This window comes from Nostoc sp. C96, assembly GCF_059384975.1.
The window spans coordinates 2,693,272-2,718,306 of record NZ_CM182020.1 but is presented as its reverse complement, the minus strand read 5'-3'; the positions used below and the strand labels follow the sequence as shown (position 1 = coordinate 2,718,306).

The following is a 25,035-nucleotide window of genomic DNA, read 5'->3' as shown; positions in this document are numbered from 1 at the left end:
TTTAATGTTGCAATTGAGCAGCACACTTTTCATGGTGAGTGGAACTATCAGATCGAGCCAAGAACAATAACCTAATTGTTCAACTTATTTTTTCCTGTCAGCAGTCGCAAGCCGTTAAGGGTAACTAACACTGTAGAGCCTTCATGGCCAATTACACCGATGGGTAGGTTAATATTCCCCAAAAAGTTCGCCAACATTAGCAAAATAATTGATGTGAGGGCAAAGGTGATGTTTTGTTTAATGATAGATTGCGATCGCCTACCTAGTTCCATTGCGACGACTATTTTTTCTAGTCTGTCTGCTATTAAAACAATATCTGCGGTTTCTAGTGCAACATCACTACCCGCACCACCCATTGCTATTCCTACAGTTGCTTGAGCTAAGGCTGGTGCATCATTAATTCCATCGCCTACCATTGCTACAGTGTGATATTGTTTCTGCAAGCTGCGGATGAGGTTGAGTTTATCTTCTGGTAAAAGTTCTGCGTATACCTGGGTGATACCGACTGCTTGGGCGACGGTTTGGGCTGTACGCTGGTTATCTCCCGTAATCATGACGATTTGTTCTACACCTAGCTGACGCAGATGGCGAATTGTAGCGGCGGCTTCTGGTCTAATCATATCTGCAATAGCGATCGCTCCCATTACTTGTGTATTTTGGGCTACCCAAACTACAGTTTTTCCCTCATATTCCCAACTATGAGCCAAATCTTGGAGTTTTTGCGGTAATTTTGTCACATATTGTTGAACAAAAGCTGCATTCCCCAGTGTAATTTTTTGGTTGTTGAGCGTCCCCACAATACCTTGTCCGGGTATCGCTTGGACATCTGTACCACGTTCCCAGTTTAAATCACTGGCTGCTTGAACAACGGCTTGAGCAATGGGATGTTCAGAAAAGGATTCTAATGCTGCTGCTGTTGTTAACACATCTACTTGTGTATATTCATCAGTTGCAATTACCTGAGATACTTGCACTTGTCCTGTAGTTAAAGTACCAGTTTTATCAATTGCGATCGCTCTGACTTTACCCATTTTCTCTAACTGTGCGCCATTTTTGAACAAAATCCCCTGTCTTGCACCGTTGGCAATGCCTGATAATAATGCTGGCATAATTGCTGCCATCAAAGCACAAGGAGAAGCCACTACTAAAAAAGTTAAAGCGCGATAAATCGTCGTTTCCCAGTCCCACGCCAAAATAAACGGTGGCAAAATTGCGAGTAATATGCCAACTACAACAATTACCTTGGCATATCCCCGTTCAAATTTGGCGATAAACTCTTGAGAAGGTGGTGCTGATTCTTGCGCTTCTTCCACTAACTTAATCACGCGCTGAATCAAATTGCTCGCTGCTGGTTTGTGAATTTTTAACTTCAGCGCCCCATAACCGTTGAGTGTCCCAGCAAAAACCTCCTCGCCGATTGTCTTTTCTACAGGTAAAGATTCTCCAGTAATCGCCGCTTGATTAATGGTGCTGTAACCAGAGACAATGATGCCATCTGTAGGAATTAACTCTCCTGGTTTGACAACTATTTCATCCCCTACTTTTAATTGACTGATGGGTAACATCTGTTCCTGTCCCTGATGCAGCACCCTGGCTGTATCCGGTGTTAAACTCATCAAGCTGCGGATACTTCTTTCTGTGCGCCCCATTGCATAACCTTCTAACGCACCGCTAATCGCAAAGATGAGAATTAAAATTGCCCCATCAATAATTAGGTGATATTCTCTGCGCCATAAACCTAAACTAGCTGCACCAACCGCCGCCACAATCATCAGCAAATCTACATCAAGTTCTTTCTCTTTAATTAATGTAGTTATTCCCTCACGGGCGCTTTCGTAACCACCAATAACATAAGCCGCGCTTAATAACAGTATTGCCCATCCCAGCCAACCTAGATGCAAGGCGAACCAACCAAAAAATAACAACACTCCACAAACCAATGCTGCTAATATATCTGCGTGTTCTTTTGTGTATTTAGTTAAATGCTGTGGGTAAAGCATGAGAGTGAAATCCTTGATGACTGATCTCACGGTAAACCTTGACATTAATGTTAAAGTCAAGCAATTGTTTTTCTACCAGGAGGTATTTTAATGGCTCGTCTGCATAATAAAACTGCTGTAATTACTGGCGGTACATCGGGGATTGGGTTTGAGACTGCGAAACAGTTTGTGACAGAAGGGGCGCGGGTAATTATTACTGGACAAGATGAAGGACGTTTGCAAACCGCAGCCCAAGAACTGGGTTCTCAGGTAATTCCGGTGCTGGCGGATGTGCGATCGCTTTCTCAACTGGATAATTTAGCAGCACGAGTCAAATCAGAATTTGGCGGGCTGGATATTTTGTTTGCTAACGCCGGAATCGGATTTTTTGCACCGTTAGAGGCGATCGACGAAACCTTGTATGATAACCAATTTGATATCAATGTTAAGGGTATCTTTTTCACTGTACAGAAGCTATTAGGATTGTTGAATCCCGGCGCTAGTGTCATTTTAAATGCTTCCTCAGTCAATGAAAAAGGTATGGCGATGGGCAGTGTGTATTGTGCGACAAAAGCGGCTGTACGTTCATTTGCGCGTAATTTAGCAGCAGAATTAGGCGATCGCCAAATTAGAGTCAACGCGATTAGCCCTGGTTTAATCCCTACTAATTTTCAAACCAAAATGCGCTTATCACCAGAAGCCCTAGAAAATTTTGGCAATTATATTAAGCAAACTGTACCTTTGGGACGCTTTGGTAAACCAGAAGAAATTGCTGCGGCGGTAGTTTTCCTGGCTAGTGATGAGTCATCTTACATGACTGCGGCAGATTTAGTGGTTGATGGTGGCTATATGAACATTTAGTAGTAGTGTCGCAAGACTAAAATAGTTGCAGTGCGATCGCGCTACCTGTCATCGGAAAAATTAGAAAAAGCCCCTAACTAAAATAAATAACACAGTCATGAGGTGCGAAGCCATGAGCAATCAAGAACTAGAGCAACAACTCCTGAGCCTCGATTTTGCAAAAAGGATTCGCATCCTTCAACTTTTGACTCAAAGCCTGGCAGTACCAAGAGCATCACAGGAACTTGCGATCAAAAAATTCTCAACTATCCACATATCAAAACACTTTGGTAAATGTGAGCGCAGATTTAATACATAGTCTGGCATGAGGTAGACACAAGCAAGCTCATCTAAAGCAGTTATTAGCAGAATTTGTCACTCTGTTGAAAGAGCGAATTTATCTAATAACTTTTGATGAAAAAACCTCTGTCTTTAGCACGATTTGGCACATTGCAAAAATCAAGTAAATCTAAGAATACTAAATCTCAAAGAGAAGGTATTCTATGTTAATGAAACGGCTTTCTGCTATTGGAAGTTGGATAGCTACAACAGTTATTTGTGTATCTGCGATCGCTTTTATTTGGCAAGGTGGATTTTTCACCAACAATTCAGCGATGGCGGCTCCTGCTGTCAACTTGATTGCATCGTCAGACGCAGGCGATAAAGTTCAAGAAAAAGCCCGTGAAGATGCTGGACGCGCTAAGAATTTTATTCGAGATACCGCAGATAAAGTTGAGCGCACCGCCAATAAAAATGCTAGTAAAGTTGAGGACGCAACAGATCATAGTGGTAACTTGATTGAGCGCAAAGCTAAGAGTGATAGAAACACTATTGAGAAAAGAGCCGAAGAAGATGCGGCTCGGACAGAGAAAGCTGTAGACAATACCAAGAATGCTATTGAACGCACTGTTGATAACATTAAGGATGCTTTCAGCAAATAGACATCATAATCTTACTTAATTTGTAAGATTTTATATGGTGCTTGTTCTGAGTTATTCCTGAAAAATAATTTTAGGATTACACAATCAATGTACATTGTTTATTCATTTCATTTGCTTGAGTTGAAACTTACGATGTACATTGATTAATTTTTTGTATTTTAACTACCTAAATAAACATTAAATCAAGATAAGAATAAACTGAAAAAAAGATAAATTTATGCTGAAATAAATAAAATAAAAGCTAAATAAATCAGAGCGATCGCATTTGTTGATAAAGTATCTTTGTCCTTATGGGATTTTTGCTCAAAAATCTAAAATTATGGCAAAGCTCACTGTTTACGGAACTCCCCTCAGTACTTATGTTCGTACTGTCCGATTGCTGCTTGAGGAAGCAAGTGTAGACTATACCCTCAAAGAAATTGATATCTTCACAGGCGAAAATCAATCACCAGAGTACCTAGCCAAAAATCCTTTTGGGAAAGTCCCAACACTGGAGATAGATGCAGAGGTGGTGTACGAAACTCCAGCAATTACCGACTACCTAAATACAGTTTTTGCTAATCAGCAGTTCAGTCCATCTGAAGCACTACTTCAGGCGCGGATGCGTCAGGTTATCACAATTATTGATAACTATTTCTATCCTAGTGCGATCGGAACAATTGTCATTCAACGCCTGATTGTGCCAATTCGGGGCGGTCAGCCAGATGAGGATAAAATAAAAAATGCTGTTGCACCGACACAAAAAGCTATACAAGCAATTGAAGCGATCGCTGTTGGTAGTCCATATCTGCTCGGTAGCCAGGTAAGTATTGCCGATTTCTACCTGATCCCCATCTTTATCTACCTGGCTCAAACTCCAGAGTACGAGGTAATTACGGCGCAAACTCCCAAACTGCGGACTTGGTGGGAGCAAGCCCAGCAGCTTGAGAGCGTCAAAAAGGTGTGTGCATAACCGCAGATAAAAAATACTCACAAATAGTTTTCTAAGGTAAAAACCCCCAGATTTATCTGTGGGGTCAATCTACAAGCTAATTCAGCGACAGGCTTTGTAAATTTGTTGCGCCTAAACCAGATGGTTTTAGGTAGTGTTTAAACCATTGACTCGCCAATCTTGCAACTGCTTCTAAAGCTCCAGGTTCACTAAATTGATGAGTTGCTCCAGAAATAATCTCTAGTTGCTTGTTGAATGCGGGGATATTTGCCAGTGCATCTTCATTCATTGCAATAATGGGCAAGTCATTACCACCAACAATTAACAAGGTTGGGGTGTGTACACAAGCTATGGCTTCACTGACTAAATCAGTTTGTCCACTACGGGAAACAATCGCTTTCACCGCCATTGGACGTGTTGCAGCTGCTAACAAGGCTGCACTAGCACCTGTATCTGCACCAAAATAGCCAAGTTTGAGATGACGAGTCAAAGGATTTTCTAACAACCAGTCTGTAACAGCTACTACGCGATCGCTCAGAAAGCTAATATCACTGCGAAAATGTTTGGTGCGCTGGTCTATCGCTTCTTCTTCTTTGGTGAGTATGTCTATCAACAAAGTTGCTAGTTTAGCTTCCTGACGTAGTATATGAGCAAGATAGTGGTTGCGGGTACTGTAACGACTACTAGCACTACCATGTGCAAACAATACAAGTCCTTCAGCACCAGCCGGAACAACCAATTCTCCTTTAAGTCTGGCTTTTGCCAGTTCGACAATGACTATTTGTTCTTCAACGTTGAGTAGTAATGTAGTATTCATAACTTCACCCTGATGATTAATTTAGATCAGCTTTTTTGTTATTCAGGTGTAATTGCACCTATCCTTTGTTGTGCTGTTTTTAAACGTAAGTTTTATCTGGATGATTAATAACTGACGATTGTGCAAGTAAAGACCTTACTTCTACATCGGTTGTTTGCGAAAAGTCTTCATACCAAAGACCGATCGCATACAATGACTCTGGCATAACTAAACAAACTACTTCGTCAACTTCAGCTTGCAACTGTTCGTAAGTTATCGGTGCTGCAACTGGTACAGCCACAACTAATCGTTGGGGTTGTTGTTGTTTAACTATGGCAATAGCCGCACGCATGGTTGAACCTGTAGCGATACCATCATCGACTAAAATCACAATATGATTTTTGATTTCTGGTAGGGGTCTATCACCTCGATAAGCGATATTGCGTCGTTTTAATTCCCGCAATTCTTTAGTTGTAACTTCGTCAATTGTGCGGCTATCAATCCCTAAACTGTTGACGACATCGTAATTTAACACTCGTACACCACCTGGAGCAATTGCACCCATCGCCAGTTCTTCCTGATCGGGTACACCCAGTTTTCTCACCAAACATATATCTAGTGGTGCATTAAGGCTGCTGGCGATTTGATATGCTACTGGTACACCACCACGGGGCAAACCTAACACTAACAAATTTTCACGGTTAGTATATGCTGTTAGTCTTTTGGCTAACATTTTGCCAGCTTCATGGCGATCGCGGAATTTACTTGTCATAATTTTAAGCTTCCGTCAAGAGGGACGCTGATATGGACAAAAAACACCTGCTATTTTCTTCACCTTTGTTTGCGTAGAAGATAATGCGGGTAAATTGCTAGTTCAGCTAAAACTTGAGCCAAGACACTTTAATTGATGAGACTTCTGGGCAAAATTCCAGTCATCAATTATTGAATAAATATCTGGACATTAATGCTCACCACAAAGCCTAAAAATATCTCTTTCCCAATCCCCACACTCACATCTGAACTAGCTATGCTATTATCTTCAGAAGTTAATTTTGATATATTTGTGAATCTAAGCGATCAAAACTTGAACATTGCAATAAAACTTAATGCGATTGATTGACATTTTTCACATTGTTATCACAGGTTTCTTATACCTTAATATTAGCTCCTCATCGCATTTGGTGTTGAAAGTTGATACAAATTACTGCAAAAATTTTATATGTTTAAACAATATCAGTCGAGTCTAGCACTGTAACTCTAGTGAACAACTTAATTCTGCATTTTGGCTAATTTTCAGACTATTCCATTCAATATATTTAGCTATCTACTTATATGAACTCTATAATTGAAGTTCCTCTGTTAATTAGTGTAGGAGCCATTCCTGGTGCGTTAAGTCGCTACTATCTAACTATATTATTTGGGCGCTGGTTCGGCATAGCATTTCCCTATGGAACCTTATTTATTAATGTGACAGGAGCTTTTTTGATGGGCTTTTTTGCTACCCTGGTATCTAAGTTAGCAATCCCTTCTAATCTATCTTTATTAATAGCAGTAGGATTTTTAGGCTCTTATACAACATTTTCAACTTATGCCCTCGATACTTCTAACCTCTTACGCACTAAAAACTATAAAGCTACTTTACTTTACTGGATTAGTACTCCAATCTTGGGATTTATGAGCATAGAAATGGGTATTTTTTTAGCCAATCTGCTATGAATTGATTGATTAACTTATGAATACTAAGTTCTTGTCTGGAGATTTTGATGAGTTAATATTCTTTTTTTCTCTCAATAAATTTAGCTATAGTATTGCCTAGTAGAAGACTGAGCAGTGAGAATAAAGGACTAATCAACCAGTAGACAAAACTAAGTTCTAATCTATTTTGTTGCAGCAACTTCACTACATCTAATTCATAAGTTGAGAAAGTGGTGTAAGACCCTAAAAAACCTGTAGTTACTAATAGCCGAATTTCAGGATGAATTGCAATTAATCTTCCCAGCGCCAGCATCGTCAAAAAACCCATAACAAAACATCCACTGATATTAATTATCAGTGTACTGTAAGGGAATTCTTGACCAAAAAACTGCGTAAACCACAAACCGAGATAATAGCGTGAGAGTGCGCCTGGTAATGCACCAAGACTAATACATACAGAGATACGAAGTACAGAATTTTGTAACATTATTACTAGTTCAACTAAATTAAAAGCTTAGTACGTTCTATCAGTATTATGGCTGTGCCAAATATAGGAAATTGGCATTTTCCCTCTCGTTGTAGTTGCTCTGTTAGGAATGATGGGTAATGAGTAGATCTGCGTAGTGTGCCGAGTTTACCAGGAATCTCAGCGCATCAGCCATCAAGATATTGAAGTTCTTAGTAAAATTATAGTTATGCTCCTCGTTACTCAGAATTCAGAAGCGTTGATGTAAATACACGCAGTTAACCTCAAGACTTTTATCTTTTGTAAGCTGGCATTAGCATAGTTATAAAAAGTGTTATATGATACTTGGTTGTAAGTAAAATCAATGGTGTCTAAGCATCTCAAAAGTTTTTCAGTTCCTATGGCGGCAAAATATCTTAACTTTTACTTAATCTTGGGTATTCTTTAACTATGGATACACTCGCTTACCTGCATTTAGCTGAAATCTACGAAACGTCTGTGAATTCAGAACAGGAAAATATTGCCGATTCTGATTTATGTTATCCAGAACTAAGTTGGGTAGCAGAAGGACGTGGAGCGTTTACGCTATTTATTTCTTGTGCTTTTGGGATTAGTTCTTTGGGTTGGAGTAACCCGGCGCAGGCGCTAAAAAAAGGCGAAAAAAATTCACAAGTCGCATCGTTACAACAAAAACTGCAAGCATCTGGATATTTCAAACAACCTGTAACTGGATATTTTGGCCCTGTGACAGAGGCTGCTATCGTCAAATTTCAAAAAGCGCATGGATTAAAAGCTGATGGGGTGGTTGGTTCTCAGACATTGGCTGTACTAGAATCTGGTTTGGGAACGGCGACTGCATCTGTTGTTAAAACAAAACCTTCTGTAACTAAAAGTACTCCGAAAAAGTCACAACCTCTTAGTTCTCAGGTAGTTTTACAAAGGGGTGATCTTAGTTATGAAGTGATGTCAATTCAGCGGAAATTGCAAGCAGCAGGATATTTTGACCAACCCATCACCGGAGATTTTAACGCTGCGACGGAAGAAGCAGTGATTAAATTTCAGAAAGCTTACGGACTATTTGCTAATGGAATTGTTGATGCTCGGACATTAACAGCAATAGAATCTGGTAAAACTCAGCAAGCTGCTGCACCGTCTCAGCCTATCACACCTGCTGTAGTTAGTTCACCAAAAGTGCGATCGCCTCAGATTTCACTGTTACGCAGAGGTGATATCAGTGCAGAGGTGAAGTTGATTCAACAACAACTGCAAGCATCTGGATATCTAGAACAATCAATTACAGGGTCTTTTGATGCAGCCACAGAAATAGCTGTGCTGAAATTCCAAAAAGCTCATGGACTGATAACTGATGGGATTGTTGGGCCGAAAACATTCGCAGTCATGAAATCTAAATCTATTAAATCTGCTTCCCCAACTCCTCAAACTGCACATCAAAATTCTCTAATTCCAGATAAATCTAAACAACTCAAAAATCCCATCAAAGAACAAACCAAACCATCGCCAAAAGCTAATTCTATAAAATTCGCCAATGATACTAATCAACCTACCAATGACAATTCTCTAGTTAAAAATCAGACTCCACAATTAGAAAATTCAAACATAGAAAAAACATTAATAGCATCTGCGTCTGAGTCTGATTTAACTCAACTCGTAAGTGAAAATTTTCCATTAGACACTTCTGCCCAAAAAGACAATATTCAGAAAACTGCCACCAGTCATTCTAGTAAAATGACAATCAAGAAGACTATTTCTGGCAGAATTTCACCAAAATCTATTGTACATTCAGGAAATGGGTTATTTTTTGCCCAAAATATGATGTACAACCACACAATAACTGTATACAATCGCCAACATAAATTAGTCAAAGTTATTCCTGATAAAGTTGATTTATCAAAATTTGGTTACTCTAAATTTAAAGGTAATTATCAAGGCGCACCTGTTGAAGCTAGTTTTTCTCAAGATGGGAAGTACGCCTGGATTTCTAACTACCAAATGTATGGGACAGGATTTAATAATCCTGGTAGTGATAAATGTAATCCCTCGCAAAAAACTGATAAGAGTTTTTTGTATCGGATAAACACTGACTCTTTAGAAATTGACCACGTTGTTCAAGTCGGGTCTGTGCCTAAATTTGTTGCTACATCTAATAATGAAGGTTTGGTACTCGTTAGTAATTGGTGTTCTTGGGATTTGAGTGTTGTAGATACTGCCAAAAATAAGGAAATCAAAAGAATCCCCCTTGGCCCTTATCCTCGTGGTATAGCAATAGATACAGTTGCAGATAAGGCTTATGTAGCTGTTATGGGTTCTTATGATATTGCTTCAGTTGACCTAAAAAACTTTTCAGTCAAATGGCTGAAAAATATTGGTAATGCACCAAGACATTTAAATATAGACCCAACTGGTAAATATCTCTATGCTTCTTTAAATGGGGAAGGCAAAATCGCCAAAATTCAGTTACCACAAGGTAAGTTAATAGGTAAAGTTTCTACAGGTAATGCACCACGCAGTATGGTGTTATCTGATGATGGACAACGGCTTTATGTTGTTAACTACAGCGATAACACAATTAGTAAAGTTCGCACTAATGATATGAAAGTCATGCAAAAGATTACTGTTGGTGCTAATCCTATTGGAATTACTTACGACCCACAAACAAGAGAAGTTTGGGTTGCCTGTTATTCCGGTAATATTATGGTATTTCAGGATTAAGTGATAGTTTTGCATAAATATTAACTGTCTCTCACTATCAGATTTTAGTGACTGCTATGGATAGGAGAGACAGCTTTCTAGAGTTAAAATTTCCAACTCAAAAAACCAAGCCTATAGATGATTGTACTAAAACTCTAAAACCTTTTTTCTATAAAGGCGAACAGTTTTCAGCTTTTGGCAAATCAAATAATTTTCCTACTTACTAAAATTAAGAGGTATCATGCGTAAATAAACTTATTTATCCAATTGATTAATCAAGAACTATTAACTAACCTGAACATTGATAACACTAAATATTTCGTTACAAAATTTAAATAATAAAAGCATTATCTTGATAATATATAAGTTGCTTGATGATTTAAAAATCAGGATTTACACGGTTATTTCTGGAATTAAAGTTGTTTAAGATAATATTAATAAAATTTTATTGTTGAAATATAACAATTCAACTTTTAAATAAAAAATTAGCTTAGTTGGGTAATAACTGACCAAAAGTTTGTATTAGATAAGTTTTTTACTAATATAAAATTTTCTTTGACTGTTTTTCTGACTCTATTCCATTTTGCTGAACGAAGGCGAGATATCAATATCCATAAAATAGCCATATAAAAGCGAAGGTTGCAAACAATTTGGCAAGCTTCTAAGTGCTGGAAAAGGACTCTATGGCTAATGTGGATTTTGGTAAGCTAACTTGTGCATCAGATGAAAAAGTATGACTCACCCATCCGGAACTAATGGTATCAATCAACATAATTAATGAATTTAAAACTTGCACTCAGCTGCAATACAATGGTCAGCTGAATATTAAAAGTGTTAAAGGACAAAATTGGTCTTTTTATTATCGCTTAGGGCGGATAGTTTGGGCTGTAGGCGGTACTCATCCTTTTCGGCGCTGGCGAAGATATATGGCACAATATTGTCCACAAATTGATCTGGATAAAATTCAGTTTCGCCAGCAAGATTTCGTAGTTAATTATTGGGATTATCGCCTGTTAGAAATTCTATACAAAAGGCAAAAAATTCAAAGAGAACAAATTCAAGCGATTGTAGAAAGTACAATTACCGAATTGTTATTTGATTTAGCCCAGCATACAGATTTTGTTGCGTTTAGTTGCGATCGCAACCAAGATACCATTTTAGAAACACCAATGAGTTTCACTAGTGCAGATTTATCTGTTAAACAGATGCAAGACTCGTGGAAAAGTTGGTCAGAAGCAGGCTTGGCAAACTTTTCTCCCGACTTAGCACCAATTCTCAGGATACCAGAACAACTCCAACAACAGGTAAGTCCATCTGTTTACAATAACTTCGTCAATTTGATGAATGGTAAACAAACACTGCGAGATTTAGCTGCAAAAATGAAGCAGAATGTTCTACCTGTCACTCGTTCATTACTTCCCTATATTCTCAAAGGCATTATTGAATTAATAGAAGTACCAGACTTACCTTTATTGTCTGCTGAAGTTGATAGTACATCTGTTTCCACACAAACCAAAAAATCTGATATTCCATTGGTAGCCTGTGTAGATGATAGTCCCCAAGTCTGTAAAATGCTAGAAGATATTGTGACTTCTCATGGCTTAAGATTCATCAAAATTCAAGACCCCATCCAAGCACTCCCAACTCTCATTCAAAATAAACCAGATCTAATCTTTTTAGATTTAATTATGCCAGTTGCAAGTGGTTACGAAATTTGTACTCAGTTACGACGAGTATCTACTTTTGCTAATACACCTGTGATTATCTTAACAGGCAATGATGGTTTATTAGATAGAGTCCGCGCTAAAGTTGTTGGTTCTACCGATTTTTTGACTAAACCTGTCGCTGCGGATAAAGTCATGAGTGTGATACGTAAATACCTGCAAGTCCAAACACCTTCAAAAGTTACACCATCCACCAATCAGAATACATCTAGTTTAGAGATATCTTTAGGACATTAGTTATCGACTACAGATTGTTACTCTGATGAAAATTGCTAGTAACTAGTTACAAAACATATAAATAGATATTTATCCAGCTTAGTCTAGTAGTTTAAACAAACTTTAGTTTGTTTAAACTATGTCACTTTCTCTTTGTTTTGAGAAAGTGTTAATTTTTTCTAGATTTTTTACAAAACAATCTAAAAGTAAGTGTTTTTTCTATAACATTTATAAAAATAATCAATCAAAATTAAATAAAGAAAAAACTCAGATATCTCGGTGAATATATATTTGAAGTTTTTGTTTTTATTTGTAAGTTAATTTAGTAGGAAATTTCTATGAATACTATTTTAGTTGTTGAAGATGGTTTAACAGATATGGAAATACTCAGCCGCTATTTACAACAAGCTGGTTATTCGGTAATCAGTGCAACAAGTAGTGAAGAAGCTCAAGACAAGATACAAAGAGCTAAACCAGATGTAATATTTCTAGATGTAATTTTGCCAGGAAAAAGTGGGTTTGAAATTTGTCGGGAGCTAAAAGCTAACACCGAAACTAAAAAAATACCTGTTGTTTTTTGTTCAACTAAAAATAGTGATGTAGATAAAATGTGGGGCAATATGTTAGGCGCAGAGGCTTATTTATCTAAGCCAATTGATAAAGAAGAATTAGTGAAAACACTGAAGCAATTACTTCCGTAAGAGCGTTAAGTATGTAATTCAAGTTATTGATCAATATTTTGATTAATTTGAATTAAATAAAAATATCTCACTAATTAAAGGGCTAATTAATCTTGGAAACTCAGCAAAAATTTTTAAGTTTTACTTTAGGTAGTAATGATCAGGCTGTCATCTCATTACAACACATTGCCGAAGTTTTACAGGTCTCATTGGTAGATATATGTGGTGTACCACAAATGCCTAGTTGCGTTCTAGGTATCTATAACTGGCGGGGTGAAATGCTTTGGTTAGTTGACTTAGAGGAGATGCTAGGTTATCCATCACTTTTGCGAGGAGTTAATTTTCTTTCCAAAATGATGGCAATCATTTTAGAAGTTGATGGCAAAAATCTCGGATTTTTAGTCAGAAATATGATGGATATTGAGTGGTTAGAATCTCAGCAAATGAAGCAGTCATCTGCTGATTTATTTTCACCTAAAATTTCAGCTTTTCTCCAAGGTTACTTTATCAATGCTGTTGAAGAAATGGTTCTTAGTTTAGATGCAGTAGCGATTGTTAAATCTCCTATGTGGGTGAGCATTAATTGAGATGGAGATTTGAATCTTTACCACAAGTACAAGTACAAGTAAAAGCGGAAATCGACAAATAATTTAATAAGGGAAGAGAGGTAATTTAAAATGACATTTACATATCATAACGGTCAAGAAGGACATGAACACATACTCACTGAAGTAGAAGGAATAGAAAATCAATATACCAATGAGATAACTACAAAGATTCAGAATAATGAATTAACTACAGTCAATACAGTTGCTCAAGAATTTAAAATGTGGCGGCAGCAACTGCAATCTGTAACAAATTTGATGCGTCAAAGCACAAATATAGATACATTGCTTAAAGTTACAGTAAATCAAGTTAGAGAAAAATTTAATTGCGATCGCGTCTTAATTTATCAGTTTACTTCTATCGATTCTGGCACGATCTTAGCAGAATCGAGAACTCTAGGTTGGACACCTATGTTAGGTGAAAATCTTCCAGGAATGCTGTTTGGTTTACATAACAATCAAGATTATTTAGAATCTGTAGCAATTGACGATATCGACCAAATCCAAGTTACACCTTATCAAAAACAATTACTTGATAAATATCAAATTAAAGCGAGTTTAAGTTTACCAATTGTACTTGAAGATAAAGTCTGGGGATTACTTGCTGTTAATACTTGTTCTTATATCAGACAATGGCAGGAAACAGAAATTACTTTTTTAGCTCAAGTTACCACAGAATTAGCGTATAAATTACACAGTTTTGAATTCCATAGAGAATTACAACTGAGAACTCAGGCTAAAAAATCAGTAGCGAAAGTTATTGATAAGATTATTCAAGTATCCGATATTGAAAAGATTTTTCAAACCACTACTCAAGAAATTAGGCAGTTATTACGCTGCGATCGCGTAGGTGTATACCGCTTTAATTCTGATTGGAGTGGCGAATTTGTCGCCGAATCAGTTGGGCATGGTTGGATAAAATTAGTAGGGCTAGGTATTAAAACTGTTTGGGAAGATACCCATTTACAAGAAACTCAAGGCGGACGTTATCGCCACCATGAAAGCTTTGTTGTTAATGATATTTATCAGGCAGGTCATTTTCAATGCCATATCGAAATTTTAGAACAGTTTGAAGTCAAAGCTTATGTGATAGTTCCTGTATTTGCCGGAGAAAAATTGTGGGGTTTGTTAGCAGCTTATCAAAATTCTGGTACTCGTAATTGGCAAGAGTGGGAAGCTAACTTTTTAGAGCAAATTGGCTTGCATTTTGGTGTAGCGATTTCCCATGCAGAGTATCTCGAACAAATGCAAGTGCAATCGCAACAATTAGTCCAGATTGCCCAACAAGAAAAAGCTTTAACCAAGATAGTCAACCGTATTCGCCAATCTCAAGATGTAGAAAGTGTTTTTAAAACAACTACCCAAGAAGTTAGACAATCATTAAGATGCGATCGCGTTGCTGTTTATCGTTTCAATCCAGACTGGGGCGGTGAGTTTGTTGCTGAGTCAGTAGGTAACAATTGGGTAAAATTGGTAGGGCCAAATATCAAAACAGTCTTAGACGATACTTATCTGCAAGAAACTCAAGGAGGTCGATATGTTAGAGGTGAAAATTTTGTAGTTAATGATATCTACAAAATTGGTCTAGCTTCCTGTCATATCGAAATTTTAGAACAATTTGAAGCTAAAGCTTATATTATTGTCCCTATCTTTTTTGGTGAACAATTATGGGGTTTGTTAGCAGCTTATCAAAACTCTGAAAGCCGTGAATGGCACCCTTGGGAAGTCAACTTTTTAAATCAGATAGCCTTGCAATTTAGCATCGCTAAATTACAAATAGAGCATTTAGAACAAGTGCGACTTAAATCTGAAAAATTAACTCAGATAGCTGAACAAGAAAAAGCTTTTACTAAGATAGTTAACCGAATTAGACAATCTATAGATGTAGATGAAATCTTCAAAATTACAACTCAAGAAGTTCGACAATTATTACGATGCGATCGCATGGCTGTGTATCGCTTCAATTCTGACTGGAGTGGTGAGTTTATTGCTGAGTCAGTTGGTCATAATTGGGTCAAACTTGTAGGACTAGATATTAAAACAGTCTGGGAAGATACCCATCTCCAAGAAACTCAAGGGGGACGATACGCCAAAGGTGAAAACTTTGTCGTCAATGACATTTACCAGGTAGGTCATTCTCAATGTCACATCGAAATTTTAGAGCAATTTGAAGTTAGAGCTTATGTAATTGTTCCTATCTTCTTTGGTGAAAAATTATGGGGTTTATTGGCAGCTTATCAAAATTCAAGCACTCGTGAATGGGAAGAATCACAAGTCAGCTTGTTAGCCCGGATTGGTGATCAATTAGGATTAGCATTACAACAGACTGAATATTTGCAACAACTACAGGCGCAGTCAGCACAATTAGCAGAAGCAGCTGCACGAGAAAAAGCCGCCAAAGAATTATTGCAACAAAGATCTATTCAACTGTTAATGGCACTTCGGCCTGCTTTAGATGGTGATTTAACCGTCCGTGCGCCCATCACAGAAGACGAACTAGGCACTATTGCCGATGCTTACAACAATACTCTACAAGCACTGCGGCAAATAGTAATTCACGTCCAAATAGCATCTCAACAAGTAGCGCAAACTTCTGCCAATAGTAATGCTTCTCTTGCTGGACTAAACAATTTAGCACAACAACAGTCTGAAGAAATTACCTCTGCTTTGGGCGATATTCAACAAATGGTAGATTCTACTCAAGCAGTGGTAGCTAACGCCCAATTGGTACAAGTAGCGGTAAAAAAAGCTAACCAAACGGTAGAGTCTGGTGATACAGCTATGAACCAAACTGTTAAAGCCATTGAAGCAATTCGTGAAACTGTTGCTCAAACCAGCAAGAAGATTAAGCGGTTGAGTGAATCTTCACAAAAAATCTCAAAAGTAGTAAATTTGATTAGCAATTTTGCCACCCAAACTAACGTTTTAGCACTAAATGCAGCCATTGAAGCAACCCGTGCTGGTGAATATGGTAAAGGCTTTGCAGTAGTAGCTGATGAAGTCCGTTCTTTATCTCGTCAATCAGCAGCAGCAACAATTGAAATTGAAAAATTAGTTCAAGAAATTCAAGCAGAAACTGGAGAAGTTGCAGTAGCAATGGAAACAGGTATTCAGCAAGTTGTAGAAGGTACAAATCTAGTCAGCGAAACCCGACAAAACTTGAATGCCATTGTTTCGGCAACTGCTGAAATTAGCCAATTAATCCAGCAAATTACCGCAGCTACTCAAACACAAATGGGTCAGTCTGAAACTGTTACTAACTCAATGCAAGATGTTGCAGAAATTGCTAACAAAACCTTTGCTGAATCTCAAGAAATTGCTGCCATTTTCCAAGATTTATTAGGGATGGCGCAAGAACTATTAACAGCTGCAAGTAAGTTCAAAGTTAATTAAGTAATCGGGATAAGGGAGTAGGCAGTTTTGATGATTTACCACTCCCAACTCCCAAATCTCCATCCACCACTCTCCATTTCCCAATTATGATTACAGATGCTGAAATCCGCGAACAAGGTTATGTTTATTTTCTATCAGAAGCCCCAGAATTGTTACAAACAATTGAGCAAGAGCTTATAGGTTTTGCAGAAGAGGATGGTAATAGAAAGAATAAAGTTCATGCTTTAATGCGGGCAACGCATACACTCAAAGGCGGTGCTGCTACTGTTGGACTAGAAGCAATTCAAATAATTGCCCACTCTCTAGAAGATGTATTTAAAGCTTTATATAATCCAGATATAATTATTGATGCTGATTTACATACACTCTTACTTAAATCTTATGAGTGTTTGCGTCTAGCCTTAACCGCAGAATTAACCAGCAGTGCCATTAATGTTGAAGAAATTATTGGAAGAGCAACTGATATTTTTACACAGTTACAAGAAAAACTTGGTGATGCTTTTGGTACGGATAATTACATTCCAACTTCTCAAGAATTAGGATTTGATGTTGTTCGGATCAATCTTTGAAGTAGGAGTCCAACAACGCATTGAAAATATTAGTGCAACTATTAATCATCCTCCTAATGATGAAGAATTTAGAGAGTTTTTAACCTCCCAAGCAGAAGTATTTCTTGGCTTGGCACAATCTCTAGATTTACGTGGATTAGCAGAATTCGCGCAAACAATTATGGCTGCGCTGCAAGCCAAACCTGCTGAAGTTCAGCAAATTGCGAAACTGACGCTGCAAGATTTACAAGCAGTACAGACAGCAGTATTATCAGGCGATCGCACTTGTGTTGATATAATATCTCCAGCTTGGCAAAATCTCACACAACTAGTTAAACCAGAACATTTATCTCCAGACGTTCAAGATAATTCGCCTACTTGCCATTTACTCAAAACTGCGGAAGAATTTTACCAATTTTTAACTATATCTAGCAACCACAATCATGAACGGATTCAGCCAACAACAGCTGAATTTTACCTCAAGTTAGTTCAATATATTTTGAGTTGGTTTCAGCATCAGAGACAGATACCTAAGCAAGAACTTAATTTATCTCTACTCATTCCCAAGTTAGATACTGAAAATCAAATAAATTATATTGAAAACTGGTTAAAAGAATTTTTAAATTTTGTGCAGAATCAAGAAGACAGTTATAGCCTTTGCTTGTATCGCCACGGAATTATTTTAATTTTGCTACTTGCAGTTGCTAAATTTGAGTACAGCAATGATAAGCATGAGAGTTATAGTCTTTTAACCAGAAAATTGCAAAAACAAATTCTGATATTAGCCCAAGAATATAAAAATTATCCACCTGTCAATAGTCAAGAAAAGAATTGGTTAGATCATCCAAGATTACAAAGTATTTTAGTTGTTGATGAAATATCAAAACCTATTTTTGCTGAGACAGATAACTTTTTAGAATCTATCTGGGGAGGAGAAACGGTAGATGGAAATATTCAAAATGAACAATTAGTTAAAATTACTGAACAAGTTAAAGAACAACCAAGTTTAGAGCTAGTCACAGAAACAGAAAGTAAGCTTAATAAGCTAGAAGATGAAAATATTCATATTAACAGAACTCAACATTCACGCCAAGCTTCATTTGTCCGTGTTGATGTTGAAGGATTAAGAAACCTCAATTACCTAGCAGGCGAATTGCTGATTCATCAAAAGAAACGCACCCTTCATGATGAACAACTACAAGAAGTAGTTGAACAATTATCAAAGCAGCTTGGTAGACATCAAATATTATTAAATCAGTTAAAAGATTTACCACTACAGTTGCCAAATATTACTAATCAATCCATACAAAATTTTGCAGCAGTGAAATTTGACTCACTGGAAATGGATGTATACACAGAATTTAATTTATCACTACACGCAGCACTAGAAGAAACTCTACAACTACAAGAAACTACAGAATCTCTGGATTTAATTATTAAACAAGCCGTTCAAGTAAGTGATCAAAAACAAAATTTAGTTTTTACTATTATTGATAAGTTGGTAGAAGCCAGAATGTTACCTTTGGGTGATATCTTGCATCGTTTTCCCTCAATGGTCAAGAAGTTAGCCAATCTTTATCATAAAAATGTAAAATTACAACTTATTGGTACAGAGGTGCTAGTGGATAAAGCGATCGCCGAAAAACTGTATGATCCACTATTACACCTAGTACGCAATGCTTTTGATCACGGGATAGAATCTCCCCAAATACGCCGGGAACAGGGTAAGCCAGAACAAGGTTTAATTACAATCCGAGCATATCATCAAAGTAGCCAAACTATAATTGAAGTTCAAGATGATGGACAAGGATTAAATCTGGAAAGCATTCAGAAAAAAGCTATTGAGATGAATCTTGCTACATCTAATGAAGGTAAATCAGAATTATTAGATTTGATGTTTGCGCCGGGATTATCTACAGCCGAACATGTGAGTAAAATTTCCGGACGCGGTATAGGATTGGATATTGTGCGTTCTCAAATGGAAGCGCTTGATGGTTCGATTTCAGTCCAAACTTTGCAGCACCAAGGTACAAAATTCACACTCAAAATACCTTTTTCTATGACTACTGATCAATTGATGCTAGTTCAAGCGGGAGGCGTTGTTTATGCACTATTACTAGATAGTGTGGAAAAAATTGTCATTCCAGCCCCGCAACAAATTAGGGAATTTGAAGGTAAAAAAGTTTTACACTGGAATACAGACCAAGATGAAACTTTGATCAATTTACATCCACTTTCTGAATTAATAGCTTATAACTGTTCTTCTGTTAAGAGTAATAGTTTTCATAATATACAAACTACTCTTGACACAAGATTGATGAATAATCCTGTATTAATACTCAGGTGTAATCAGAGTATTTTTGGATTAGAAGTTGACCAAATAATTGGCGAACAAGAACTAGTAATTAGACCATTGGGAAATGCGATCGCGCCACCAAAATATGTTTACGGTTGTAGTAGTTCTGCTAATGGAAATCTCATTTTAGTGATTGATGGCGCTCTACTGTTAGAGTCTTACCATATACAAGCCGCGCCTGAACTGACAGTGCTACCAATGGTTGCGCCTGATCAAGCCGCTTTGCCAATATCTGAAAATTTATCTATATCTAGTAATTCAAATGCTCAAGAAATACCATTATCTGAGCCAGTAGAACCTATTTACCAAGCCCCAAAGGTAGTTTTAGTAGTGGATGATGCTATTAGTTTGAGACAAACTCTCTCTCTGACTTTGCAGCGAGATGGCTATCAAGTAATTCAAGCACAAAATGGTATAGAAGCTCTAGAACAGCTACAAAAATATCCAGATATTCAAGTGATTATTTCCGATTTGGAAATGCCCCGAATGAATGGATTTGAACTATTAACCAGTATTCAGCAAACCCCAAATATTGCTAAACTTCCTGTAGTAATTTTATCGTCTCGTAGCGCTGAAAAACATCGTCAACTAGCTCAAGAACTTGGTGCTAAAGCCTACTTAACTAAGCCTTATTTAGAGCATGAATTACTCTCGACAATTTCATCTTTAATTAATAAAAAAGATGTAGTAAATAATTTGATAATGGAATTAACTTGTTAACCTTTTGGAAAGATAGAATAGGATGTCGCAAATTTTCATCCTGTTTCCTATTTCCTTTCTCTATGAAGGAAATTAATTTTATCTAACCGCCCATTTTTAACCAACTAAAAATTTGATTAACAGTTAGTCTTAGTTCAATTTCTGGTAGAACAGGTAAAGTATCTTCTCCTTGAAATAACTCTGGTTGCTGTTCTGGTAAAAAGACAAGAACACTCAGGTCATCAGGATCAAGAAACCATCCCAAACGACTACCAAATTTTAAACAATATAAAATATTACCAATTACTTTGTTTGGTTTTTGTTCTGGGGAGAGAATCTCTATTGTCCAGTCTGGTGGTAGTTCAAAGTTATCTGGTACTTCTTCATTAATAGTTAACGGTATTCTGCGCCATTGAAACACTGCTACATCTGGTACAATTGAGCGATTACCAAAACTACATCGTAATTCAGGAAATGCGTAAGCAATTTTTGGCTTTTCAGCAATTTCATTGACTGCGCTACATAGTTTACCTTGTAAACGACTATGTCTCCCTTTTGGCATTGATTTAGGTATAATTTCTCCATTAATATATTCCAAGCTCGGCTTAGTTTCTGGCAGTTTGAGAAACTCTTCTAAAGTTAGAGCTTGAGTTGGAGCAATATTCATAGCTCTGTAAATTTGGGTTGAATGTCTATAGATTTAGTTTATCGGCTTGGTGTTGGTTCACCAAATTTAATTAAAAAGGCGATCGCTACACTCACCGCTAAAATTAATGACATACTCAATGCTGAACCAAAACCCCAATTTTGAGTAACTCCCAGGAATTGGTTGTAAACTAACCGCGCCGCTGTCATACTCGAAGAGCCACCCAAGAGTTCTGGGTCAATAAAATCTCCTAAACCTGTAATAAAGACGAGAATTGAACCAGCCGTTATTCCTGGTGAAACTTGGGGTACGGTTACTTTCCAAAAAGTCTCGACAGGATTTGCACCTAAATCAGCAGCAGCTTCTAGCAAACGCTTATCTAATTTTTCTAGAGAAGCATATAAAATTAAAACCATGTAGGGCAATAAGCTGTAACTCATACCAATGAATACAGCAGGGATGCGGTTAAGTAAGTCTAAAGTTGGTAAGCCTAAATTACTCAGAATACTATTTAATAAACCAGTTCGACGCAGAATTGTAATCCAAGCATACGACCGGAGTAAAGAAGAAGTCCACAAAGGTAAAACAAAAGCTAATAATAGTAAATTACGCCATTTTTTGGGGGCGATTTGCGCTAACCAATAAGCAACAGGGAAACCGAATATTAAACAAATGATCGTTGTACCCAAGGCTAACCAGAGCGATCGCAAAATAACATGTAAATAAAGCGGGTCAAATATCCGTATATAATTCTCTAAGCTACTAGGATTGACTAAATCTCCCGGTCTAATATTGGGAACTAAACTTAGCTGGAAAATTATCAATGCTGGTAGCACTAGTAATAATAGTAACCAAATACCTGCCGGAGCTAGTAATACTAAGGGTTGTAGAAAGTTAAATGTAGGGCGATGTAATTTTTCAATGTTGGGAATCTCATCTGTATGATTAATTGAAGAAGACATATTTCTTATGAATACAAGTTTAAAGTTTGACTTGGGAAACTTATAAGCCTTTGTTTTATTTGTCTTAACCGCTAGTTAATTGAGTCCAGTAGCGCTCATAAACTTCCTCAAAGTCACCTAGAGGAGTAATCCGTTCACACTTTTCTAAAAGGGCGGCTTCAGGAAATAAATTTTTATTATCTTGAAGTTTTTTGGGTAATTGTTCAAATCCAGAACCATTAGGAGTAGAAATATTCAAATTTTGACTAATCATTGCTGCAACTTCAGGTTGCAAAATAAAGTTAATCCAAGCATAAGCACCATCAATATTTGGGGCGCTGTTGGGTACGACAATTGTATCAGTCCATAAGGAAGAACCACTGCGAGGAATCACATATTTAAATTTAGGATTTTCTTTAATCACCCGAATAGCATCGGCTGAGTAACACATAGCTAAGAGTAAATCTCCCGCCAGAATTTGGTTTTGCCAAGCATCAGTATCAAAAGAGGCGATCGCAGGTTTTAATTGCTGTAATTTGTTATATGCTTGTTTCAGTTCTTCTTCCTCTTTAGAGTTGTAAGAATAACCTAACATTCTTAATACTGCACCCATCACCTCCCGTACATCATTGAGTAAGGTCATCCGCTTGTTGAGTATGGACTGATTTTGCCAGAGATAATCCCAATCTTCTGGTGCTGTTTGCAGAACTTCAGAATTGTAAATTAACCCTGTAGTTCCCCAATTGAATGGTAAACTATAACGATTATTTGGGTCATAACTAGGATTTTTAAATTGCGGAAATAAATTATCTAAACCAATTAAGCGATTATGATTTAATTCGATTAATAAATTTTTCTCTACCATCTTCTGTACCATATAGTCAGAAGGGTAAATTACACTGTAAGCACCACCACCTCCAGCTAATAGTTTGGCTAACATCACTTCATTAGAATCATAAGGATCTACAAGCACTTGCAGCCCCGTTTGGCTGCTAAAAGTTTGGAGTAATTTTTTGTCGGAATATTGTGTCCAGGTATAAAGATATAATTTGTCACTATGAGTAGATTTTGTAGCCGCACGGACATTAGCTAATTTCCAACCACAACCAGTTAAAGATAAGCTAGAAAATGCTGCTATTTTTTGTAAAAAGTTTCTTCTTGTCATTAGTCAAGAGTCAATAGTCAATAGAGAGTAGTTTAAAAATGGCATACTTAATTAATTTTCAGGTATATTGCCGATTGATTTGAGATAAGCGTTTAATTGTGGTGCTAGTTCGTTAATCATACGTTTGAGTGTTTCTACTTGTTCAACTGTTAATAAATTACGGCAATATGCTCTTCTTAACCAATGTTGAGTTTCATTCAGCGAGCCTCTTGCCATTCTGACAAAGCGTTTATTATCTTGATAACTACCTCTGCCAACTCCCTCTGCTATATTTGCCCCAATACTATCTGCTGAACGTACCATTTGTGTACCCATTGTATTTTTGGCAAACATATCCCATTCATTAACTATTTGCCAAATTTCATCAGATAATTTTTCTGATAATTTATAAACCCGTAATTCTTTAAAATACTTGCTAGACATCTCATCCGTATAAACATGGACTATTGACCATTGACCATTGACTATTGACTATTGACTAATAGCCAAACAATCACTTTCAGCCCATAAAACGTAAATTGGTGTGTCTCTGTCTGGCAAATTACCAAAAGTATTAGGTTGCAAAACGTTGATATTTATCCCATTAGTTAGTTCCACCACATAAGTAACATGGGTTCCCAAATACATGACATTAACTAGTCTGCCTTCAAAGGAATTACTTGGTAAATTAGGCGGATATAATGATAGTTGGATTTTTTCTGGACGCACACTTACCACTACTGATTGTGACAATTCTATTGGTGTGTCTTCATAGCGGGTAACTATAATTTTCAGTCCGGTTTTGGTGACAACTTGTATACAATCAGCTTCGACAGCAGCAATTTCACCACTAAATAAATTAGTATCACCAATAAAATCAGCCACAAAAGCTGTTTGGGGACGTTCGTAAATTTCGCTGGGAGTACCAATTTGCTCAATTTTGCCTTGATTCATCACCGCAATGCGATCGCTCAAAGACAATGCTTCTTCTTGGTCGTGAGTAACTAAAATAAAGGTTAAGCCTAACTTTTTATGCAGGTTTGATAATTCAACTTGCATTTCTTTACGCAGCTTTAAATCTAAAGCGCCTAAAGGTTCATCTAACAGCACAACAGTCGGATGATTCACTAACGCCCTAGCTAATGCTACCCTCTGCTGTTGACCACCAGACAGTTGATTGGGAAAGCGCGATCGCAAACTTTCCATTTTGACGAGTTTTAAGGCTTCTGTAACTCGACTTTCGATTTCTGATTTGCGAATTTTTTTTAAGTGCAGTCCAAAGGCGATGTTATCCCAGACATTCAAGTGATTGAACAGGGCGTAACTTTGAAATACAGTATTGACTGGGCGGCGATAAGGCGGAACATTAGTCATAGACTGACCTTGAATCAGTACTTTACCTGCATCCGCTGATTCAAATCCCGCAATTAAACGTAATGTTGTGGTCTTCCCACAACCGGAGGGGCCTAAAATACTAAAAAATTCTCCTTTGCGGACATCCAAATCTATTCCATGTACTGCTGGTTCTTGCTTGAAAAACTTAAACACGTTACGTAGTTCCACATCCAGTGGCTGAAACGACGTAATCCCTCTCTGATTCTGCACAACAGATTGAGCCATAATCCTCAGTAGAATGCTGTGATTTAACCTGATTTTCCGTGAATGTAGCCTATTAAGCAGACTTAAATAACACTTTGGTTTATTGTATCCGCCAAAAACCCCAGAT

At 37.3% G+C, this 25,035-nt stretch carries 18 protein-coding genes and 1 pseudogene; 10 read left to right on the top strand and 9 right to left on the bottom strand.

Going from position 1 to position 25,035, the window contains the following annotated elements; genetic code table 11:
• Positions 1-71: 71 nt before the first annotated feature.
• Positions 72-2,000 carry a heavy metal translocating P-type ATPase gene (locus AC504W_RS11720; RefSeq protein WP_494877853.1) on the bottom strand — a complete coding sequence of 643 codons (1,929 nt, stop codon included), beginning with the start codon at positions 1,998-2,000 and terminating at the stop codon, positions 72-74.
• A gap of 90 nt (positions 2,001-2,090) precedes the next feature.
• Here AC504W_RS11720 and AC504W_RS11715 point away from each other — a divergent pair, with 90 nt between their 5' ends.
• The 3 genes from AC504W_RS11715 to AC504W_RS11705 all read left to right on the top strand — a co-directional run bounded on the left by AC504W_RS11715 (position 2,091) and on the right by AC504W_RS11705 (position 4,712).
• Positions 2,091-2,840, top strand: coding sequence for a glucose 1-dehydrogenase (locus tag AC504W_RS11715; RefSeq protein WP_494877852.1), 750 nt, complete (start codon positions 2,091-2,093; stop codon positions 2,838-2,840).
• 482 nt (positions 2,841-3,322) lie between these two features.
• Positions 3,323-3,760 (top strand): hypothetical protein, encoded by a 438-nt coding sequence (locus AC504W_RS11710; protein WP_494877850.1) that lies wholly within the window; start codon positions 3,323-3,325, stop codon positions 3,758-3,760.
• 319 nt (positions 3,761-4,079) lie between these two features.
• Positions 4,080-4,712, top strand: a complete 633-nt coding sequence (locus AC504W_RS11705; RefSeq protein ID WP_494877849.1) for a glutathione S-transferase family protein — start codon at positions 4,080-4,082, stop codon at positions 4,710-4,712.
• A 76-nt stretch (positions 4,713-4,788) separates the two neighbouring features.
• On the opposite strand, the gene AC504W_RS11700 is transcribed toward AC504W_RS11705, so the two are convergent.
• Positions 4,789-5,508 carry a dienelactone hydrolase family protein gene (locus tag AC504W_RS11700; RefSeq protein WP_494877848.1) on the bottom strand — a complete coding sequence of 240 codons (720 nt, stop codon included), beginning with the start codon at positions 5,506-5,508 and terminating at the stop codon, positions 4,789-4,791.
• 79 nt (positions 5,509-5,587) lie between these two features.
• Positions 5,588-6,259, bottom strand: coding sequence for a phosphoribosyltransferase (locus AC504W_RS11695; RefSeq protein WP_494877847.1), 672 nt, complete (start codon positions 6,257-6,259; stop codon positions 5,588-5,590).
• Between the two features lie 560 nt (positions 6,260-6,819).
• On the opposite strand from AC504W_RS11695, the gene crcB (AC504W_RS11690) reads away from it, so the two are divergent.
• The gene (gene crcB, locus AC504W_RS11690; RefSeq protein WP_494877846.1) at positions 6,820-7,203 is read left to right on the top strand and encodes a fluoride efflux transporter CrcB; all 384 of its coding nucleotides are present in this window, start codon (positions 6,820-6,822) and stop codon (positions 7,201-7,203) included.
• A 52-nt stretch (positions 7,204-7,255) separates the two neighbouring features.
• Here crcB (AC504W_RS11690) and crcB (AC504W_RS11685) read toward each other — a convergent pair whose 3' ends face one another.
• Positions 7,256-7,669, bottom strand: a complete 414-nt coding sequence (gene crcB, locus AC504W_RS11685; RefSeq protein ID WP_494877845.1) for a fluoride efflux transporter CrcB — start codon at positions 7,667-7,669, stop codon at positions 7,256-7,258.
• 429 nt (positions 7,670-8,098) lie between these two features.
• On the opposite strand from crcB (AC504W_RS11685), the gene AC504W_RS11680 reads away from it, so the two are divergent.
• The 6 genes and pseudogenes from AC504W_RS11680 (at position 8,099) to AC504W_RS11655 (ending at position 20,599) form a co-directional block, all read left to right on the top strand.
• Positions 8,099-10,378 (top strand): peptidoglycan-binding protein, encoded by a 2,280-nt coding sequence (locus AC504W_RS11680; RefSeq protein WP_494877844.1) that lies wholly within the window; start codon positions 8,099-8,101, stop codon positions 10,376-10,378.
• Positions 10,379-11,112: 734 nt separating this feature from the next.
• Positions 11,113-12,318, top strand: coding sequence for a response regulator (locus AC504W_RS11675; RefSeq protein ID WP_494879621.1), 1,206 nt, complete (start codon positions 11,113-11,115; stop codon positions 12,316-12,318).
• A 317-nt stretch (positions 12,319-12,635) separates the two neighbouring features.
• The gene (locus AC504W_RS11670) at positions 12,636-12,998 is read left to right on the top strand and encodes a response regulator transcription factor (protein WP_096576366.1); all 363 of its coding nucleotides are present in this window, start codon (positions 12,636-12,638) and stop codon (positions 12,996-12,998) included.
• Between the two features lie 92 nt (positions 12,999-13,090).
• Positions 13,091-13,564, top strand: coding sequence for a chemotaxis protein CheW (locus tag AC504W_RS11665; RefSeq protein WP_494877842.1), 474 nt, complete (start codon positions 13,091-13,093; stop codon positions 13,562-13,564).
• A gap of 90 nt (positions 13,565-13,654) precedes the next feature.
• On the top strand, positions 13,655-16,975 hold the full coding sequence (locus AC504W_RS11660) for a GAF domain-containing protein (protein WP_494877841.1): 3,321 nt from the start codon (positions 13,655-13,657) through the stop codon (positions 16,973-16,975).
• 86 nt (positions 16,976-17,061) lie between these two features.
• Positions 17,062-20,599, top strand: a pseudogene (locus AC504W_RS11655) (hybrid sensor histidine kinase/response regulator).
• A gap of 82 nt (positions 20,600-20,681) precedes the next feature.
• Here the strand turns inward: AC504W_RS11655 and AC504W_RS11650 are convergent.
• The 5 genes from AC504W_RS11650 to AC504W_RS11630 form a co-directional block, all read right to left on the bottom strand.
• A complete protein-coding gene (locus tag AC504W_RS11650) occupies positions 20,682-21,245 on the bottom strand; it encodes a Uma2 family endonuclease (RefSeq protein WP_494877839.1) in 564 nt (187 codons plus the stop codon).
• 38 nt (positions 21,246-21,283) lie between these two features.
• A complete protein-coding gene (locus AC504W_RS11645; RefSeq protein WP_494877838.1) occupies positions 21,284-22,186 on the bottom strand; it encodes an ABC transporter permease in 903 nt (300 codons plus the stop codon).
• A gap of 64 nt (positions 22,187-22,250) precedes the next feature.
• A complete protein-coding gene (locus tag AC504W_RS11640; RefSeq protein ID WP_494877837.1) occupies positions 22,251-23,330 on the bottom strand; it encodes an ABC transporter substrate-binding protein in 1,080 nt (359 codons plus the stop codon).
• Between the two features lie 51 nt (positions 23,331-23,381).
• Entirely contained in the window at positions 23,382-23,753 is a 372-nt protein-coding gene (locus AC504W_RS11635) for a four helix bundle protein (protein WP_103124178.1), read from the bottom strand.
• Between the two features lie 48 nt (positions 23,754-23,801).
• Positions 23,802-24,929 carry an ABC transporter ATP-binding protein gene (locus AC504W_RS11630; protein ID WP_494877836.1) on the bottom strand — a complete coding sequence of 376 codons (1,128 nt, stop codon included), beginning with the start codon at positions 24,927-24,929 and terminating at the stop codon, positions 23,802-23,804.
• Positions 24,930-25,035 lie beyond the last annotated feature (106 nt).